The sequence below is a fragment of the Gordonia sp. GONU genome (genome assembly GCF_024733855.1).
GTDB lineage: Bacteria > Actinomycetota > Actinomycetes > Mycobacteriales > Mycobacteriaceae > Gordonia > Gordonia amicalis.
Map to the genome: position 1 here is coordinate 29,743 of NZ_JANRHB010000019.1, position 18,876 is coordinate 48,618.

Below are 18,876 nucleotides of genomic sequence, written 5' to 3' on the forward strand. Positions count from 1 at the left end.
GCCGGAGCGGGGCTATCGTCGTCGCATCACCGGTCACGCCACCAGGAGGCGCTGATGGCCCACCACCCTGAACAGGTCGCCGGCTACCGGGTGATCAGCCGCCTGGGCACGGGCGGCATGGGGACCGTCTACCTGGTGGAGAACCCCCAACTGCGGCGGCGTGAGGCGCTCAAGGTCATCTCGATCGCCGAGACCGTCGACGAGGAGTTCGTCCGTCGGTTCAGCCGGGAGGCCCAGACCGCTGCTGCCCTCGACCACCCCAACATCGTCACCATCTATCACTACGGCGTCACCGACGACGACCCGTGGTTCACGATGACCTACCTCGACGGACAGGACCTGCGTCGTAGTTCGTTCCGGCCCGACGAGATCCTCACGGTCGTCGACCGCGTCGCCGACGCCCTCGATTACGCCCACGCGCACGGTGTCGTGCACCGCGACATCAAGCCGGGCAACATCCTCGTCACCAGGCGGGCGATGGACGGCGCCCTCGACCGGGTAGTCGTCCTCGACTTCGGGATCGCGAAACTCGCCACCGCCACCACGCTGACCGCACCGTCGTCGTTCGTCGGCACGCTGGTCTATGCGGCCCCGGAGATCCTCGACGGCAAGCCCGCGGGCCCGGCGTCGGATCAGTACGCGCTCGCCTGCACCGCCTACGAGCTGCTCTCCGGAACCACCCCGTTCGACGCCGACACCCAGACCCGGCACATCGTCGCGAAGCTGACGTCGCCGCCGGAACGGATCAGCCGGTATCGCCCCGACCTCGCCGCGCTCGACCCGGTCTTCGACCGTGCCCTGGCCCGCGGCCCGCTGGACCGCTACCCCACGTGCCGCGATTTCGCCGCGGACCTGCGTGCGGCGCTCGGCCGGTCGGGACCCGACGCCCGATCCGGCACCTCGGCGACTCACTTCGTCCCGCCACTGGCACCGGAGACCTTGCCGCCGCCCGCCCAGCAGCCGCGGTATCCGGGTCCGTCCCAGCAGAGTCCGCCCCAACAGAGTCCCCCGCTGTACGCGCAGAGCCCGTCCGGGCGGCAGCCTCCTTCCGAGACACAGCACCGGTCGTCGCCCGGCTTCACTCCCCCGCTCCCCGCGCACTCGGCCCCCACGCAGGCCGCGCCGCCGGGTCGTCGACGCCGATGGCCGTGGATCGCCGGTGCGGCTGCGATCGTCGCGGTGCTGGCGGCGGTCGCGGCCGTCGCACTGGTCACCCAAGGTGGTGATGACGACGGCGGCGCTGCGTCGGGCCCGCAGGCCGCCGAGGCGTCCGAGGTCCCGCTCAGCGCGGGCCTGGGCACCACCTGTTCGATCCGCGACGGCACCGCCTACTGCTGGGGCGACAACCAGGCCGGGCAGCTCGGCGACGGCACCACGACCAACCGCTGGAAACCCACGCGCGTCGCCGACCTGTCCGGCGTCACCTCCATCACCACCGGCGGTCCCAACAGCTGCGCGATCGCCGCCGGCGTCGCCTACTGCTGGGGCAACAACGACTACGGGCAGATCGGTGACGGCACCACGACCAGTCGGTGGAAGCCCACGCGGGTGGCCGATCTCACCGACGTCACCGCGATCTCGACCGCCAACTGGGCGACCTGCGCGATCTCCGCGGGACTCGCCTACTGTTGGGGCACCAACGATTTCGACCAATTGGGTGACGGTTCGACGGCCAACCAGTACCGCCCGGTGCGCGTCGCCGGACTCGAGGACGTGACCTCGATCAGTGTCGGCGTCAACTTCACGTGCGCGGTCGCGGGCGGCGACGCCTACTGCTGGGGCCTCAACGACAACGGTCAGGTCGGCGACGGCACCACCTACAACCAGTCGAAGCCCACCCGGGTGGCCGACCTCGACGCCGCGACGTCGGTGTCGGCCGGCGCCCAGGCCGCCTGCGCCATCGCCGGCGGCAGCGCATATTGCTGGGGCAACAACGCTTTCGGGCAGCTGGGCGACGGCACGAAGGAGTCGCGCACCACCGCGACGCAGGTGTCCGGCGTCGACGGCGTGACCGGCATCAGCACCGGAACGGGGCACACGACCTGTGCGATCGCCGGCGGCGTCGGCTACTGCTGGGGCGCCAACGCCTGGGGATCGGTCGGCGACGGCACCCTCACCGACCGTCCGAATCCCACCCGGCTCAACGGATTGTCCGATGTCACCGCGATCTCGGCGGGCGAACGGACGACGTGCGCACTCGCGTCGTCGTACGTCTATTGCTGGGGTTTCAACGCGACCGGTCAGCTCGGCGTCGGCAACACCGACGACCGCCTGACACCCACTCAGGTCGCGTACTAGGCACGGTCGCGCACAGCCGGGAGTCATCCGGTTGAAGGGTGCCCCAGACGGATGTGCCTTCGGTATCGTCCCAGCGTACGTCCGCCAGGAGTCCGAGTTCATCGTCAGAAAGAGGTGTCGCCGTGCCGTTGAGTCCGGGCACCCACATCGCCGGCTACCGCGTGATCTCCCAGCTCGGTGCCGGTGGCATGGGCGAGGTGTATCTCGTCGAGAACCTGCAACTCGAGCGGCGGGAGGCGTTGAAGGTCATCTCGACGGCGGTCAGTGCGCAGCCCGGGTTCAACCAGCGCTTCACCAACGAGGCACGTACCACCGCGAAGCTCGACCACCGCAGCATCATCACGATCCACCAGTACGGCATCGAGGACGGTTCGCCGTGGTTCTCGATGAGCTACGTGGAGGGCAAGGACCTCACCGAGGAGCGGCTGAAGCCGGCCGAGGTCTCGACGGTCGTCACCCAGGTCGCCGACGCCCTCGACTACGCCCACCGGCACCAGGTGGTGCACCGGGACATCAAGCCCGCCAACATCCTCGTGACCCGCGACCCCGCGACCGGCCAGATCGATCGTGCACTCGTGCTCGACTTCGGCATCGCCAAGCTCGCCGGCTCGGCCAACCTCACCGGCACCCACTCGTTCATCGGGACCGTCGCGTTCTCGGCACCGGAAACCCTCGAAGGTGCCGACGCCACAGCACGTTCCGACCAGTACTCGCTGGCCTGCACCGCCTACGCCCTCCTCGCCGGGCAGCCGCCGTTCGTCGGCCAGTCCGAGCCGTCGGTGATGCTCGGCCACATCCAGCGTCCGGTCCCCCACATCGGCCAGTTGCGCGGCGATCTCGCACAGCTCGACCCGGTCTTCCAGCGTGCACTCGCCAAGGACCCGGCGGCCCGCTATCCCGACTGCCGCAGCTTCGCCGCCGCACTGAAGTCGGCGATCGAAGCCCCTGCAGCGCAGGGCAATACGATCGCGGCCGCAGCAGTTCCCCCGCCGACCCTCGTCGGTGGCAGCACCGGCGCACCGTCGGCGCCGCAGCAGCCGTACGGCCAGACCTACGGGCAGTACACCCCGCCGCCACAGCCGACGATGACCGGCCCCTCGGGGCCCCAGCCGTTGATGAACCATCCCTCCGGACCCGGCATGGCCGGCCCGAACATCTCTGGGTCGAATATGTCTGGGCCGAACATGTCTGGGCCGCAGCCGCTTTACGGCACGCAGCCGCCGGCCGCCGCGCAGGTCGGATACCCGGGCGCACCAGCCACCCCGCCGAAGAAGAAGCGCACCGGCCTGATCATCGCCGGCGTCCTCGGCGCCGTGCTGGTGGTCGTCATCGGTGCGATCGCCGGCCTGGTCCTCCTCGGCAGCACCGTCGACGACCCGGAGAAGGCCACCGTCGCACAACCGTTGGTGAGCACCAACTTCGGAACCAGCTGCGCGATCGTCAACGGCGCCGTGAACTGCTGGGGCGACAACACCACCGGACAGCTCGGCGACGGGACGACCACTCCGCACAGTCGGCCGGCCACGGTCGGCGGGGTCACCGACGCGACGTCGGTCTCCGTCGGCGGCTACCTCACCGGCGACAACAAGTACGTCGGCACGGCCTGTGCGGTCGCCGCCGGCGCGGCGTGGTGCTGGGGCAACAACCACTACGGCGAGGTCGGCAACGGCTCCGACGGCAACACGGTCGACGCCGCGACGAAGATCGGCACGATCTCCGACGTCAAGGCGGTCAGCACCGGCTGGGGCACCAGCTGCGCGGTCGCGGGCACCGACGCCTATTGCTGGGGCAACAACGAGTACGGCCAGCTGGGCACCGGCGGCACCGACCCCGTCTCGGTTCCCACCAAGGTCCCGGGCCTCGGCGTCGTCACCGACATCACCACCGCCTACGGCACCACCTGTGCCGTGTCCGACGGGTCGGCGTTCTGCTGGGGCAACAACGACAACGGGCAGATCGGTGACGGCAGCACCACCGAGCGGTCGGCGCCGGTGAAGATCGGCGGCCTGAGCGACGTCGCCGACATCACCCTCGGCGGCTACCACGAGTCCGATCCCGACGACGACAACGACCCGAGCACCAACACCAGCACCTACTACCAGACGGCGTGTGCGATCGCCGGCGGCGGAGATGCGTACTGCTGGGGCGCCAACGCCTACGGCCAGATCGGCAACGGCACCGCCGAACCGCGGAACACGCCGACCAAGGTGAACGGCATCTCCAAGGCGTCGGCCATCGCCACCGACTGGGGAACCACCTGCGCGGTCGCCGACAAGAAGGCGTACTGCTGGGGCGACGACGACCGCAGCCAGCTCGGCTCCGGCGGCGGCTCGGTGAAGATCCCCCGCGAGGTCAGCAGTCTGAAGGATGTCACCTCGATCTCGACCGGCAACGGCACGTCGTGCGCGATGGCTTCCGGTTCGGTCTGGTGCTGGGGCTTCAACAACGACGGGCAGATCGGTGACGGCTCGAGCGGCGAATCGGCCAATCGCACGACGCCGACGAAGCTGACGATCTGAGGCGGAGCGCCTGGTCTACGACTCCCGCGCGCCGATGAGCGCCTCGGAGATGATCCCGGCCGCCGCTCGAAGGGCCCCGACCGCGCGGGCGCGCAGGTCCTCGTCGAATCGGGCGACCGGCCCGGAGATGCCGACCGCCATGGGTGTCGGGGCACCGGGCACCGCGACGGCGATGCCGCAGACCCCGACCTCGTACTCCTGTTCGTCGGTGGCGACGCCCTCCGCCCGCACCTGCTCGACAGCGGCGAACACGCCGGACAACGACGTGATGCTCCGCTCGGTGGCGGCGGTGAGACCGGCCTGGGTGACGTGTTTCAGGATTCGTGCGTCGTCGAGTTCGGCGAGGACCGCCTTGCCGACGGCGGTGTTGTGCATCGTCACCCGACGCCCGACCTCGTTGTTGGTGCGCATGCTGTGCGGTGACGGGACCTGGGCGACGTAGATGACCATGTCGCCGTCGAGTACGGCGAGGCTCGCGGTCTCGCTCAGCTCGGCGACCAGGGACGTGAGCACGGGTGCGGCCACTGCCCCGAGCTGGCGGTTGGCCACCTCACCGAGTCGGATGAGCCGGGGACCCAGAGCATACGAGCGATTGGGCAGTTGCCGGACGTATCCGATGCCGACGAGGGTCCGCAGCAGCCGGTGGATGGTCGGCGGCGGCAGCGGCGACTCTGCCGACAGATGGCTCAGGGAACACTCGCCGCCGGCGCGTCCGATGAGTTCGAGCAGCTCGAACGCGCGCTCGACCGACTGGACACCGCCCGAGTTCCCCGCCATCGCCACCTCCGTAGTCCGGCGCAACTTTACGTTCCATCATGTGAAACCACAATCAGAGTCCACGCGAACATGAAGCTGCCGACGTGGAGATATTCAGCTAAACTCCACTCTGCGGAATTACTTTTCCATCGAATCGACGAAGGGTCTTCATGAGCGTGCAGTCCGGTCGCCTCGGTGCGGCCTTTCTCGACCAGGTCGAGGCAGCCCTCGCCCCCGCGGACGCTCTGCTGTCCGACCGGTATCCGGGCGAGGACGGAAGCCGTCAGCCGGTCCACACGGTTTACGTCCCTGCCGACCGCTTCTCAGCGGACCTCTCGCAGGAGTGGGGACGTGCGGCACTGAACACCGCCGCAGATCACGGCGGACTCGCGGCGATCGCCCGCGCGACCGTCGCCGGGACCGACTCGGCCGCAACCGAACTCGCGGACCTCGTGGAGAACAAGCTGCGTACCGAGCCGATCGAGGATCTGCGCATCGACTTCGAGGACGGCTACGGCGTCCGCTCCGATGACGAGGAGGACGAGGCCGTGGCGGCTGCCGTCGCGGCAGTCCGCGACGCCGGCGCCACCTCCCCGCCGTTCATCGGCATCCGTTTCAAGTGCTTCGAGGCCGACGTCCGGGCCCGCGGACTGCGCACCCTCGACCTGTTCGTCTCCGGCTTGGCAGAGACGGGCGACCTACCCGCCGGGTTGACGCTGACCCTGCCGAAAGTCACCTCGGTCGACCAGGTGGCCGCGATGGTGACCGTCGCCCACGAGCTCGAACGGGTCCACGGGCTCCCCCACGGACGCATCGGGTTCGAGATCCAGGTGGAGACCCCGCAGGCGGTCATGGGGGTCGACGGCACGGCCGCCGTCGCCAAGATGATCCACGCCGGCAATGGTCGGGTGACTTCGCTGCACTACGGGACCTACGACTATTCGGCGTCCCTCGGTATCGCCGCCGCCTATCAGTCGATGGAACATCCGGCGGCCGACCACGCGAAGGCCGTCATGCAGCTCGCCGCGGCCGGCACCGGTGTGCGCCTGTCGGACGGATCGACGAACATCCTCCCGGTCGGCGACCGCGAGACCGTCGAGGCCGGCTGGGCGTTGCACTCACGTCTGGTCCGCCGTCACCTCGAGCGCGGTATCTACCAGGGCTGGGATCTCCATCCGGCCCAGCTGGTCACCAGGTTCCTGGCGACGTATGCCTTCTACCGCGACGGATTCGATTCCGCCGCAACGCGGTTACGCAACTACGCGCACCAGATCTCCTCGTCGGTGCTCGACGAACCGGCGACGGCTCGCGCGCTCGCCGGCTTCATCCGGCGCGGCGAGGTGTGCGGTGCGTTGACCGTCGACGAGGTCGAGTCCGCGACCGACCTGCCCATCTCGAAGGTTCGCGACCTCGCCCTGCACCGACCACCGGTCTCGGGTGCCTGAACCGAACCCCAAGCCCACCATGACCATTTCCGACTCGAAGGATTTCTCGATGACCGCGTCGCCGTACTACACACCCGCCGGCGGACTTCCGCCGCAGACCGATCTGCTCTCCGACCGCGCGGTGGTCACCGAGGCCTACACGGTGATCCCGCGTGGCGTGCTCCGCGACATCGTCACGTCGGTCTTCCCCGAGTGGACCGACACCCGCGCCTGGGTGATCAACAGCCCGGTTCCCGGTGGCGCGCAGACCTTCTCCCAGGCGATTGTCGAGGTCGCCCCCGGTGGCGGATCGCCGGCGCCGGAACCACAGCCGGAGGTCGAGGGATTTCTCTTCGTCACCGCCGGCGCGCTGACCGTCACGGTCGCGGGTGAGGAGCACGTACTGACCGAGGGCGGTTTCGGCTTCCTGCCGGCGGGCACCGAGTGGTCGGCGCACAACGCCGGCGACGCCCCCACGTCCTTCCACTGGATCCGCAAGCGCTACCAGCCGATTGCGGGTCACACGCCGGCGCCGAAGTTCGGCAACGAACGCGACATCGAGCCCTCCCCCATGCCCGACACCGACGCGTGGAGCACCACGCGGATGCTGGATCCACAGGATCTCGCGTACGACATGCACGTCAACGTCGTCACCTTCAAGCCGGGCGGGTCGATCCCGTTCGCCGAGACCCACGTGATGGAGCACGGGCTGTACGTCCTGGAGGGCAAGGCCGTCTACCGCCTCAACGAGGACTGGGTCGAGGTGCAGGCCGGGGACTACATGTCGCTGCGCGCCTTCTGCCCGCAGGCCTGCTACGCCGGTGGACCGTCGAATTTCCGGTACCTGCTCTACAAGGACGTGAATCGGCAGATCGTGCTCTGACACAGGCACTCCGGCGAGACGTGTTCCATACACTCTCGATCATGACCCGAACCGACATCCACGTCCCTTCCGGTGAAGGCTTCTGCGCGGCATGGCTCTATCAGCCGACCCCGCCCCGGCAGGAGGGCACATCACGGCCGGTCATCGTGATGGCTCACGGGCTGGGCGGCGTCAAGGAGATGCGCCTCGACGCCTTCGCCGACCGCTTCACCGCGATGGACTACGCATGCCTGGTCTTCGACTACCGCCATTTCGGTGGGAGTTCGGGCGAGCCACGCCAACTGCTCGACATCAACGAGCAACTGCAGGACTGGGAATCGGCCGTCGCGTACGCGCGCACCCTCGACGGCGTCGACCCCGACCGAGTCGTGTTGTGGGGAACATCCTTCGCCGGCGGCCACGTGATCATCACCGCCGCTCGCGACACTCGTGTCGCCGCCGTGATCGCGCAATGCCCGTTCACCGACGGCATCGCCTCTGCGTGGGCGATCCCGACACTGAGCTCGATCAAGATCACCGGCCGCGCTCTACGCGATGCCATCGGGGCCAGGTTCGGCCGGCCTCCGGTCATGATCCCGACCTACGGTCCGCCCGGATCGACGTCGCTGATGTCCACCCCGGACAGCATCGCCGGCATCACCGCGCTCATCCCGGAGGGCAGCGACATTCCCGAGGAGGTGGCCGCACGGTTCGGTCTCGACATCGTGCGCCACTTCCCGGGCCGGCAGGCACGCAACGTGACCTGCCCGATCTTCTTCGCCATCTGCGAGCGCGACAGCGTGGCGCCACCTCGACCGACCCTGAGGTACGCAGCCCAGGCGCCACGCAGCGAGATCAAGCTCTACGACGCCGGCCACTTCGACATCTACGTCGGCGACGACTTCGAGCGCAACGTCTCCGACCAGCTCGATTTCCTCAGCCGACACGTCCCCGTGAACCCGGGATGACTGCGGTGGCGCATTTGGGTGCACGCCTGGAGCACCACGTCAACGTCGCGCGTTCTGCCCGAAGGCCGGCTACGCCGAGGCCGCACGACGTCGCCGGCCGATGAGAAGTCCGCTGTTGGTCGGTCAGTCCCGGTGAGTACCCGGAGACGACGAGAGGGAGCGCATGTCCACCGACAACCCCAAGGCGCGATCGATATCGGCAGCTGCCGATCACGTGGTCGCCATGACTGCCACGATCGCCGATACGGAACTGGCCCGTCCGACCCCGTGTCGCGACCTGAACCTCGCCGCCCTGCTGACCCATGTTGACGGCCTGTCGCAGGCGTTCTCGGCTGCGGCACGCAAAGAGTTCGGCCCGCTGACGTCGACGCCGCCAGACCCGACGCAGAACCAGCAGACCCAACTGCCGTCGGAGTGGCGGGACGATATGCAACGTCACGTGCACGACCTCGCGGATTCGTGGGACGATGATGCCGCCTGGGAGGGGATGACCCAGGCCGGCGGTGTCGAGTTGCCCGCCGAGATCATGGGGATGGTGGCACTATCGGAACTGGTGCTACACGGCTGGGATATCGCGCGCGCCGCGGGCATCTCGTTCGATGTGCCCGATGAGATCCTTCAGGTCGTCTTCGACTTCCACTTCCCACCGCAACCGCAGGACGAGCGCGACGGCATGTTCGGACCGGTGGTCGAGGTGCCCGACGATGCACCCCTCGCCGACCGGCTCGCCGGCTTGACCGGTCGGGACCCGCGGTGGTCTCGGACAACCGCACAGAACTAGCCGTTGTGCGGGCCTCATCTCCGGACGCCCCTCGGACGGAACGGATACCCGTCGATCAGATCGTGAACGGCCAGCCGGTGATCTTCTTCTCCCGCGGCTTGGCGTAGGTCCGGACCTTCGACGTCGAGAGTCCCATCCGGACAAGACCTTCGGCGATCGTGACGGCCGAGCGCACACCGTCGACGATCGGCACGCCGGTCGCGGCGCGGACCTGTTCCTCGAGTTCGGCCATCCCGCCGCAGCCGAGGCAGATCACCTCGGCGTGGTCGTCGGCAACCGCCTGCCGGGACTGTTCGACGATCGCCTTGACCGCCCGTTCCGGATCCGACTCGAGTTCCAGCACACCGAGACCCGAGGCCCGGACCGATGCGCAGCGCTGGTCGAGTCCGGCGAGCTTGAGCCGGTCCTCGATCAGCGGGACCGTGCGGTCCAGCGTCGTCACGACCGAGAACCGGTGACCCAGATACATCGCCGTCGACGCCGCGGCCTCGGTGATGTCGACGACCGGGACCTCGAGGAGTTCCTGCAGTCCCTCGCGTCCGTGTTCGCCGTACCCGGCCTGGATGACGGCGTCATACGGCTCGGGGTAGGCGAGGATCGCGTCCATCACCGCGATCGCGGCGAGGTAGGACTCGAAGTTGCCCTCGCACGAGTCGGCACCGAACCGTGGTGTGATGCCGACGATCTCGGTGCCGGGCGAGGCGACCGAGCGTGCCGAGGAGGCGATGGCCTCGGTCATCGACTCGGTCGTGTTGACGTTGGCGACGAGGATGCGCATCGGATCTTCCTCCGGGGTTGTCAGTGGGTGCTGGGGACGGAGATCGGCTCACCCGACACCTCGGCGAACGGTCCCCGGCGGTCGGCCACCAGCAGGTAGACGACCGCGCCGAGACCGGCACCGATGAACCAGGAGAACTCCGAGACCACCTCGAAAGCCGAGACGAAGGCCATCACCAGGGCGATGGCGGCCGTCGGGACCAGGGCGACGATGGCCCGCATGTTCACGCCGTTGCGGTAATGGTAAGCGGCATCCGGGGCTTCGCTGAACAACGCGGGGACGTCGATCCGCGAGCGTCGGACGAGCCAGTAGTCGGCCATGACGATGCCGAACAGCGGCCCGAGGAGCGCACCGAGTCCACCGAGGAAGTAGTTGATCACCGCGGGCGAGTTGTAGAGATTCCACGGCAGGATGACCAGGCCGATGACCGCCGCGACGAATGCTGCACGCCGGAAGTCGAGGTGGCGCGGAAACAGGTTGGACAGCGCGTAGATCGGGGCGACGAAGTTGGCCATCAGGTTGACCGCCACGGTCAGGATCAACAGCGCCAGGCAGGCCAGCACCAGCAGGAAGGTGTTGGGCACGGTCTGGACGATGTCCGACGGCGACTCGATGACGCGGCCGTCGATCCGGAACTGGGCGCCGGCCAGGACGACCACGATGCCGCCGAACAGCAGCATGTTGAGCGGGATGCCCCAGAAGTTGCCGCGCACGATCGCCTTTCGCGATTCGGCGTTGCGGGTGAAATCGCAGAAGTTCAGGACGAAGGTGCCGTAGATGGCGACCCACAGGCTGGCGCCGCCGATGATCTTGAGCCACATGTCGACACCGGTGAGCGAGTCGGGCGTCGACCACGCGATGCTCCAGTCGGCGTTGCTCAGCATCCAGATGGCCAGCGCGACCATCGTGATCAGGATGACCGGACCGGCGAAGGCCTCGTAGCGACGGATCATCTCCATGCCGTAGCTGACGATGATCACCTGGATGACCCACAACGACACGAAGGAGATCCAGCCGAGGGTCGAGAGCCCGAGGAACCGGTTGGTGTCCAGATCGGCCGCACCCGGGAACAGCGCGACCAGCATGATCCGGAGGACGACGGACGCGAGGTAGGTCTGGATGCCGAACCACGCGATGGCGACTCCACCGCGGATGAGGGCCGGGATCTGCGCGCCGCGGATGCCGAACGAGATTCGGCTCATGACCGGGAACGGCACACCGGTCTTCTCGCCCATGAAACCGGAGAGGTTCAGAAGCAGGAAGAGGAAGACGCCGCCGAGCACCAGCGCCGTCAGGATCTGCCAGCCGCCCAGTCCGAGCGCGAAGAGGCCGATCGCGAACGCGTAGTTGCCGAGGCTGTGAACGTCGTTGGCCCACAACGTGAAGATGTTGTAGCTGCTCCAGCGTCGGCCGACGCGGCTGGTGGGCGCCAGGTCGTCGTTGTACAGCTTGGGACTCAGCCCGGCCGGGACGGTTCCGGTCACACCGTGCGCGTCCTCGGCGACGGGGATGCCGGTCCGGGACGTCGTCGACGTCGCCTCGTCGCGCTGGATCGTGGGCGGTTCAGTGCTCATCTCTGCACTTTCGGTCGGACGGTCGATGACCGCGCTCGTACACTCGCGAAGTTTCCGTGATGTGGAATTAGTGTTCCGCGTGCGTGAAGGTTATCCGCATCGTCAGGGGCGTTGTCAATAGCACCGCCCAGCACTACTCGCGAGTCGCGTTTCCGAAATAGCATCGCAAGATTCCACGATGAGGAATCTGCTGGGTTAGTCTCTGGACCGACCCCCGGACACGGCGACCACCCAAGGAGTCCCGCCCCATGACCGCAGAAACCGGTGCCCCGACCCCTCTCTCCGATTCCGCCTCCGACGTGACCGAAGCGCCGTTCGACCTGGTCGTGCGGGGCCGCCAGACGCTGACGACGGCCGGTATCGTGGCGCGGGAGATCGGCATCCGCGGCGGGCGTGTCGTCGCCATCGAACCGCTCGGGAGCGGACTGGCCGGCCGCGAGGTCATCGAGCTGGCCGACGACCAGGTGATGATCCCCGGACTGGTGGACACCCATGTGCACGTCAACGAGCCCGGCCGCACCGAATGGGAGGGCTTCGACTCGGCCACCCGTGCGGCGGCCGCCGGCGGCGTCACCACGCTCATCGACATGCCGCTCAACTCGATCCCGCCCACCGTGAACGTCGACGCGCTGGCCGAGAAGCGCGCAGCCGCGCAGGGCAAGACGCACATCGACGTCGGTTTCTGGGGCGGCGCCATCCCCGGCAACGAAGACGACCTACGCGGACTGCACGACGCGGGCGTGTTCGGCTTCAAGTGCTTCCTGCTGCACTCGGGGGTCGACGAGTTCCCGCACCTGACGGCCGACGAGATGGAAGCCGACATGGCGAAGCTCGCCGAGTTCGACTCGCTGATGATCGTCCACGCCGAGGACTCCCGCGCCATCGACAACGCCCCGTCACCGGAAGGCGACGACTACGCCCGCTTCCTCGCGTCGCGGCCGCGGGGCGCCGAGAACCTGGCGATCGCCGAGGTCATCGAGCGTGCGCGATGGACGGGCGTGCGTGCACACGTGCTCCACCTGTCCTCGTCGGACGCCCTGCCGATGCTGGCCAGCGCGAAGAACGACGGGGTGAAGATCACGGTCGAGACCTGCCCGCACTACCTCACCCTGCTGGCCGAGGAGGTGCCCAACGGCGCGACGGCCTTCAAGTGCTGTCCGCCCATCCGCGAGGCCGGCAACCGCGAGTTGCTCTGGGAGGGACTGCTCGACGGCACGATCGACTGCATCGTCTCCGACCACTCGCCGTCGACCATCGACCTCAAGGACCCCGAGAACGGCGACTTCGGCGTCGCGTGGGGCGGCGTCGCGTCACTGCAGCTCGGGCTGTCGCTCATCTGGTCGGAGGCCAAGAAACGCGGCATCGACCTTCCGCAGGTCATCGAGTGGATGGCGTCGAAGCCCGCGGATCTCGCCGGCCTGCCGACCAAGGGCCGCATCGCCCTCGGCTGCGATGCCGACTTCGCGATCTTCGAGCCAGAATCCGCCCATATCGTCGACGTCAACCGGCTCCACCACAAGAATCCGGTGAGCCCGTACGACGGCCGCGCGTTGGCCGGGGTGGTCACGGGGACCTGGGTTCGCGGACAGCGGGTCGACTTCGAGACCCCGCGGGGTCGGATGCTCCGCCGCGGCGACGTCTGAGGGCGAAACCCCCACCCGGTAAGCTCGATCGAATGAGTTCGGATGACCAGCACGCCGGCCTGGCCGATGAGTTGGCCGCGCGTTCCGACGACGAGCTCACCGAACTGCTGATCGAACGCCCCGACCTCGCCTCCCCCACTCCGCAGGGCACCCGGGTCCTGGCGCAGCGTGCACTCTCCGCGGCGTCGTTGGCGCTGGCCGGGGAGGATCTCGACGTCCTGGCGGTGGCGGTCCTGGAGCAGGCGATCGCGCTGGGCAGCCGTAGTACCGCGAAGACCAAGCGCCCATCGGTCACCAAGATCGTCAAGGCGTTGTCCGGGCGCGCCGACGCCGATGCCATCCGTGCCCGCATCGACCTTCTCCGACGCCGCGCGATCCTCTGGGGCGACAAGACCGCTCTCTGCGCCGGCGAGCACGTGGAGTCCGCGATGCCGTGGCGGTCATCGCATCTCACCGGCCCGATGGCAGGTCGGACCGGCGAGGAGATCGCCGCGATGATCGCCGACCTCGACGAGCGGCCGAGAGAGCTCCTGGAGACCCTCGCTCGCGGTCCGGCCCTGGGTCGCAGCCGCGACGCCGCCCCCGACGCCGACCCGTCCACGCCGGTCGCACAGCTGATCTCGTCGGGACTACTGGCCCGCGTCGACAATCAGACCGTCGAACTCCCACCCATGGTCGGAGCGGTGATCCGCGACGAACCAGCTTGGCGCACCGATGATCTCACTCCCCCTCCGTTGCACGAACCGGGTGTCAAGCCCCGCTTCCCGGCCAAGGCGGTCGACGCCGCGGCGGGCGGCGAGGCCCTCGAACTCATCCGCCACCTCACCTCGCTGATCAACGTCCTCGGCGCCACCCCCGCCGCGGTCCTACGGTCCGGAGCGCTCGGCGTCCGCGAACTCCGACGCCTCGCCAAGCTCACCGGCATCGAGACCGGGCGCGTCGCCTTCCTGATCGAACTCGCCGGTTACCTCCGGATCATCGACGCCGGGTTCCCGGAACCTCCGCCTCCCAACGACTCCGGCGAGCAGGCCTTCGCCCCGACCTCCACCGCAGACACCTGGATGCACCAGCCGCGCGAACGCCAATGGCTGTCCCTGGCCGACGCCTGGCTGCACATGCCCCGCCGCGCCTGGCAGGTCGGCGACCCCGACCGCGACGGCAACGCGATGGCCACCCTGTCCGCCGAACTCCACGACGCCTACGCCCCCATCCAGCGGCAGCTCATCCTATCGACGCTCGCCCACGCCGATCCGGCGGTCGCGGTGTCGCCCGACGCCGTGCTGGCGAACCTGCACTGGCATCGGCCGCGCCAGATCCGACGCTTCAGCCGACGCCTCGTCGCCGAAACCCTGCGTGAGGCACGCGAAATCGGCCTCGTCGCGCACGATGCGCTGACCACCGTCGGCCGGGCCTACACCGTCGAACCGCCGGCCGACGCCGATCCCGCCGACGCCGACGCCGCGGTCCTGGCGGCAATGCGGGCCGCACTGCCCGAGCCGGTGGACCACTTCCTCACCCAGGCCGACCTCACCCTCACCGTGCCGGGCCCGATGACACCGGAACTCGCCGAGCAGGTCGAACTCGTCGCCGACCTCGAATCCGGTGGCGCGGCGTCGGTGTACCGGATCACCCCGGAAAGCGTGCGCCGCGCGCTCGACGCCGGACGCAGCAGCAACGAGCTGCTGTCGATGTTCACCACCCATTCGAGAACTCCGGTGCCACAATCTCTTTCGTATCTGATCGAGGATGTCGCCCGTAAGCACGGACAGTTGCGGGTCGGCGTCGCGTCGGCCTTCATCCGCTGCGAGGACTCGACGGTCCTGGCCGCGGTGCTGCGCAGTCCGGCCGCCGAACCCCTTGCGCTGCGGGCGCTCGCCCCGACCGTGGCGATCTCGCCGTCGGAGGTGCGTGAGGTGATCGATCAGCTGCGCGCCGCGGGATTCGCTCCGGCAGGCGAGGATTCGTCGGGCGCCGTCGTCGACCTCCGCGAACGCGGCAGTCGCGTCACCGTGTCGCGGGCACGTCGCCAGAGCCAGCCGCGCCGCAGCGCGCCGTCGGCGGAACAGCTGCGTTCGGTGGTCGGACGGATCCGCTCGACCGACCGCGCCGCGGCGGCCACCCCGGTACGCACCACCTCTACCTCGACACCCGTGCGCGCGACCGGCGGCGGCGAGTCGGCCACCGCGCTGATCCAGCTCGCACTGCGCGCCAACCGCCGGCTCCGCGTCGGCTACGTCGACGCCCAGGGGTCGGCCAGCCGCCACGTCGTGACCCCGAAGGTCCTCGGCGCCGGCCAACTGGTGGCCGTCGAAGACGGCAGCGACACCGAGCAGCGGTTCTCCCTGCACCGCCTCACCAGCGTCGAGCTGCTCGACGCCTAGTCTGCGCCGGTCCGGCGAAATTCTCGTCCCCCTGAGCACCACCCGAGGGCACATCGCCCCCGGACACCCTTCAGGGGGACGAATTTCTCGACCGTCCGGCCGCCCAATGGAACGACCTGTGACATCCGTCTCAGAATCTTGGTAGGCTCACGGGTACTCAGCCGAGGAAAGTTGGCCCGTCATGACCGCTGTGCGCCCTCTCGCCGACGCTACCGCCGACGTCCCGGACACCTACCAGCACGACCTGGTATCGAGGATCAAACCGCCGTCACGGCGCCGGCGTCCGGTGACACGCCCCGCCGACCTCGTCACCGTCATCGGTCCGACGCTCTCCGTCGCGAACGTGATCATGCAGCTGTCCAACCCGAAGGTCGGGTACGGCGTCCACGAGAGCCGCGTCCCGCGGGGCAATGCCATCAAGCGCCCGATCAAACGTGCCCGAACCACCGGCACCTTCCTGGCCGTCGCGCTGATGGGCAGCGACGAGGACAAGGCCTACATCCACGAGTTCGTCGGGCGCGTCCACGATCAGGTCTACTCCACCGAGAACAGCCCGGTCCGCTACAGCGCCAACGATTCGCGTCTGCAGCTATGGGTCGCGGTGTGCCTGCTCAAGTACTTCATCGATCAGTACGAACTGATCTACGGACCGCTCACCGAGGCCGAGAAGCAGATGGTCCTCACCGAGGCGCATCCGCTCGGCACCGCGCTCAACGTCCCCCGCGACAAGTGGCCGGCCACCTACGACGCGCTCCTCGTCTACTGGAACAGCCAGCTGGCCGAACTGCGGATCGACGAGCCGGTGCGCCAGGAGCTACGCAATCTCGCCGACCTCTCGTTCCTCGAGTTCCGCGCCGGCGTCGTGGGCACCGTCGCCCACAAGACCCTCGGCGGTTTCCTCACCTACGCCATCAACGCAGGCCTCCCCCCGGAGTTCCGCGCGATGATGGGCTGGACCTGGACCGAGGACGACGCCCGCCGCTACCAGTCGATTCTCGCCGCGATGCGCGTCGTCGACCCGGTCGTGGCACCGGTTCTGCGGGGTATTTTCCGGCTGAACATCGTCGACCTGCGGGTGCGCCGCCGGCTCGGCATCCCCGTGTTCTGACCCACAAACTCACCCGTCGCTGACAACCGGTGCTCCCATCTGGACAATGGAGCGGGTGACCGATGGACCCCTGATCGTGCAATCCGACAAAACACTGCTGCTCGAGGTCGACCACCCCGACGCGCAGGCCGCTCGTCAGGCGATCGCACCCTTCGCCGAACTCGAACGTGCCCCCGAGCACGTGCACACCTACCGGGTCACGCCGCTCGCCCTGTGGAATGCGCGCGCCGCGGGTCACGACGCCGAGCAGGTCGTCGACGCGCTGGTCACCTACTCGCGCTATGCCGTGCCGCAGCCGCTGCTGATGGACGTCGTCGACACGATGGGTCGTTTCGGCCGTCTGCAGCTGGTGAAGCACCCGGCGCACGGACTGACGCTGGTCAGCCTCGACCGTGCGGTGCTGCTCGAGGTCATGCGCAACAAGAAGGTCGCCCCGATGCTGGGTGCGCAGATCGACGACGACACCGTCATCGTCCATCCGTCCGAGCGCGGCCGCCTCAAGCAGGTGCTGCTGAAGGTCGGCTGGCCGGCCGAGGACCTCGCGGGTTATGTCGACGGCGAGGCGCACCCCATCGCCCTCGCCCAGGACGACTGGCACCTGCGCGACTATCAGGAGATGGCGGCCGACTCGTTCTGGGCCGGCGGCTCCGGTGTGGTCGTGCTGCCGTGTGGTGCGGGCAAGACGATGGTCGGCGCGGCCGCGATGGCCAAGGCCGGCGCCACCACACTGATCCTGGTGACCAACACCGTCGCCGGCCGGCAGTGGAAGCGTGAGCTGATCGCCCGCACCACGCTGACCGAGGAGGAGATCGGCGAGTACTCGGGCGAGCGCAAGGAGATCCGTCCGGTCACCATCGCGACCTATCAGGTGATGACGCGAAAGTCGAAGGGCGAGTACAGGAATCTCGACCTCTTCGACTCCCGCGACTGGGGCCTGATCATCTACGACGAGGTGCACCTGCTGCCCGCCCCGGTCTTCCGCATGACCGCCGACCTGCAGTCGCGCCGACGCCTCGGCCTCACCGCGACCCTGGTCCGCGAGGACGGCCGCGAAGGTGACGTCTTCTCCCTCATCGGCCCCAAGCGCTACGACGCCCCGTGGAAGGACATCGAGGCCCAGGGCTGGATCGCACCCGCCGAGTGCATCGAGGTCCGCGTGACCCTCACCGACGAGGAGCGCCTGCAGTACGCGGTGGCCGAGCCGGAGGAGAAGTACAAACTCTGCTCCACCGCGCACACCAAGGTCAACGTGGTGAAGGCGATCCTGAACAAGCATCAGGGCCAGCAGACGCTGGTGATCGGCGCCTACATCGACCAGCTGGAGGAGCTCGGCCGCGAACTCGACTGCCCGGTCATCCAGGGGTCGACGAAGAACAAGGAGCGCGAGATCCTGTTCGACCGCTTCCGTTCCGGCGAGTTGCAGACTCTCGTCGTGTCCAAGGTGGCGAACTTCTCCATCGACCTGCCCGAGGCGTCGGTCGCCGTCCAGGTGTCGGGCACCTTCGGGTCACGCCAGGAAGAGGCCCAGCGCCTCGGCCGACTGCTGCGACCGAAACACGATGGCGGACAAGCCCACTTCTACTCGGTGGTGTCCCGCGACACCCTCGACGCCGATTACGCCGCACACCGGCAGCGGTTCCTCGCCGAGCAGGGTTACGCGTACCGCATCACCGACGCCGACGACCTCCTCGGCCCGACCATCGGGGACACCACCTCCGCGGACTGAGGCAGGCCCCGACACCGGCGGCGAGACCCGCCGGGGTCGACCACGCCCCTGTCCCCCG

Annotated in this window: 13 protein-coding genes; 10 read left to right on the forward strand and 3 right to left on the reverse strand. The window is 68.6% G+C overall.

Annotated features, from left to right (window positions below; all coding sequences use genetic code 11):
* Positions 1-54 precede the first annotated feature (54 nt).
* Positions 55-2,298 (forward strand): protein kinase, encoded by a 2,244-nt coding sequence (locus tag NWF34_RS16610; RefSeq protein ID WP_258325534.1) that lies wholly within the window; start codon positions 55-57, stop codon positions 2,296-2,298.
* 122 nt (positions 2,299-2,420) lie between these two features.
* A complete protein-coding gene (locus tag NWF34_RS16615; RefSeq protein WP_258325535.1) occupies positions 2,421-4,817 on the forward strand; it encodes a protein kinase in 2,397 nt (798 codons plus the stop codon).
* Between the two features lie 15 nt (positions 4,818-4,832).
* Here NWF34_RS16615 and NWF34_RS16620 read toward each other — a convergent pair whose 3' ends face one another.
* Entirely contained in the window at positions 4,833-5,594 is a 762-nt protein-coding gene (locus tag NWF34_RS16620; RefSeq protein WP_006438205.1) for an IclR family transcriptional regulator, read from the reverse strand.
* Between the two features lie 149 nt (positions 5,595-5,743).
* Between NWF34_RS16620 and NWF34_RS16625 the strand changes: the two genes are divergently transcribed.
* The 4 genes from NWF34_RS16625 to NWF34_RS16640 all read left to right on the forward strand — a co-directional run bounded on the left by NWF34_RS16625 (position 5,744) and on the right by NWF34_RS16640 (position 9,608).
* Positions 5,744-7,018, forward strand: coding sequence for an HpcH/HpaI aldolase/citrate lyase family protein (locus NWF34_RS16625; protein WP_258325536.1), 1,275 nt, complete (start codon positions 5,744-5,746; stop codon positions 7,016-7,018).
* Between the two features lie 49 nt (positions 7,019-7,067).
* Positions 7,068-7,880 (forward strand): bifunctional allantoicase/(S)-ureidoglycine aminohydrolase, encoded by an 813-nt coding sequence (locus tag NWF34_RS16630; RefSeq protein WP_006438203.1) that lies wholly within the window; start codon positions 7,068-7,070, stop codon positions 7,878-7,880.
* Between the two features lie 41 nt (positions 7,881-7,921).
* On the forward strand, positions 7,922-8,827 hold the full coding sequence (locus tag NWF34_RS16635; protein WP_081598273.1) for an alpha/beta hydrolase: 906 nt from the start codon (positions 7,922-7,924) through the stop codon (positions 8,825-8,827).
* Positions 8,828-8,990: 163 nt separating this feature from the next.
* Positions 8,991-9,608: a TIGR03086 family metal-binding protein gene (locus NWF34_RS16640; RefSeq protein ID WP_258325537.1), complete on the forward strand. Its 618-nt coding sequence runs from the start codon at positions 8,991-8,993 to the stop codon at positions 9,606-9,608.
* A gap of 55 nt (positions 9,609-9,663) precedes the next feature.
* Here NWF34_RS16640 and NWF34_RS16645 read toward each other — a convergent pair whose 3' ends face one another.
* Complete coding sequence (locus NWF34_RS16645) at positions 9,664-10,386, reverse strand: aspartate/glutamate racemase family protein (RefSeq protein WP_006438200.1); 723 nt, start codon at positions 10,384-10,386, stop codon at positions 9,664-9,666.
* Between the two features lie 20 nt (positions 10,387-10,406).
* Positions 10,407-11,960, reverse strand: coding sequence for an NCS1 family nucleobase:cation symporter-1 (locus tag NWF34_RS16650; RefSeq protein WP_258325538.1), 1,554 nt, complete (start codon positions 11,958-11,960; stop codon positions 10,407-10,409).
* 248 nt (positions 11,961-12,208) lie between these two features.
* On the opposite strand from NWF34_RS16650, the gene allB reads away from it, so the two are divergent.
* The 4 genes from allB to NWF34_RS16670 all read left to right on the forward strand — a co-directional run bounded on the left by allB (position 12,209) and on the right by NWF34_RS16670 (position 18,818).
* On the forward strand, positions 12,209-13,603 hold the full coding sequence (gene allB, locus NWF34_RS16655) for an allantoinase AllB (RefSeq protein WP_006438198.1): 1,395 nt from the start codon (positions 12,209-12,211) through the stop codon (positions 13,601-13,603).
* 32 nt (positions 13,604-13,635) lie between these two features.
* Positions 13,636-15,984: a helicase-associated domain-containing protein gene (locus NWF34_RS16660; RefSeq protein WP_258325539.1), complete on the forward strand. Its 2,349-nt coding sequence runs from the start codon at positions 13,636-13,638 to the stop codon at positions 15,982-15,984.
* A 181-nt stretch (positions 15,985-16,165) separates the two neighbouring features.
* Positions 16,166-17,092 carry an oxygenase MpaB family protein gene (locus tag NWF34_RS16665; protein ID WP_258325540.1) on the forward strand — a complete coding sequence of 309 codons (927 nt, stop codon included), beginning with the start codon at positions 16,166-16,168 and terminating at the stop codon, positions 17,090-17,092.
* A gap of 55 nt (positions 17,093-17,147) precedes the next feature.
* The gene (locus NWF34_RS16670; protein WP_024499875.1) at positions 17,148-18,818 is read left to right on the forward strand and encodes a DNA repair helicase XPB; all 1,671 of its coding nucleotides are present in this window, start codon (positions 17,148-17,150) and stop codon (positions 18,816-18,818) included.
* The last annotated feature ends 58 nt before the right edge of the window (positions 18,819-18,876 follow it).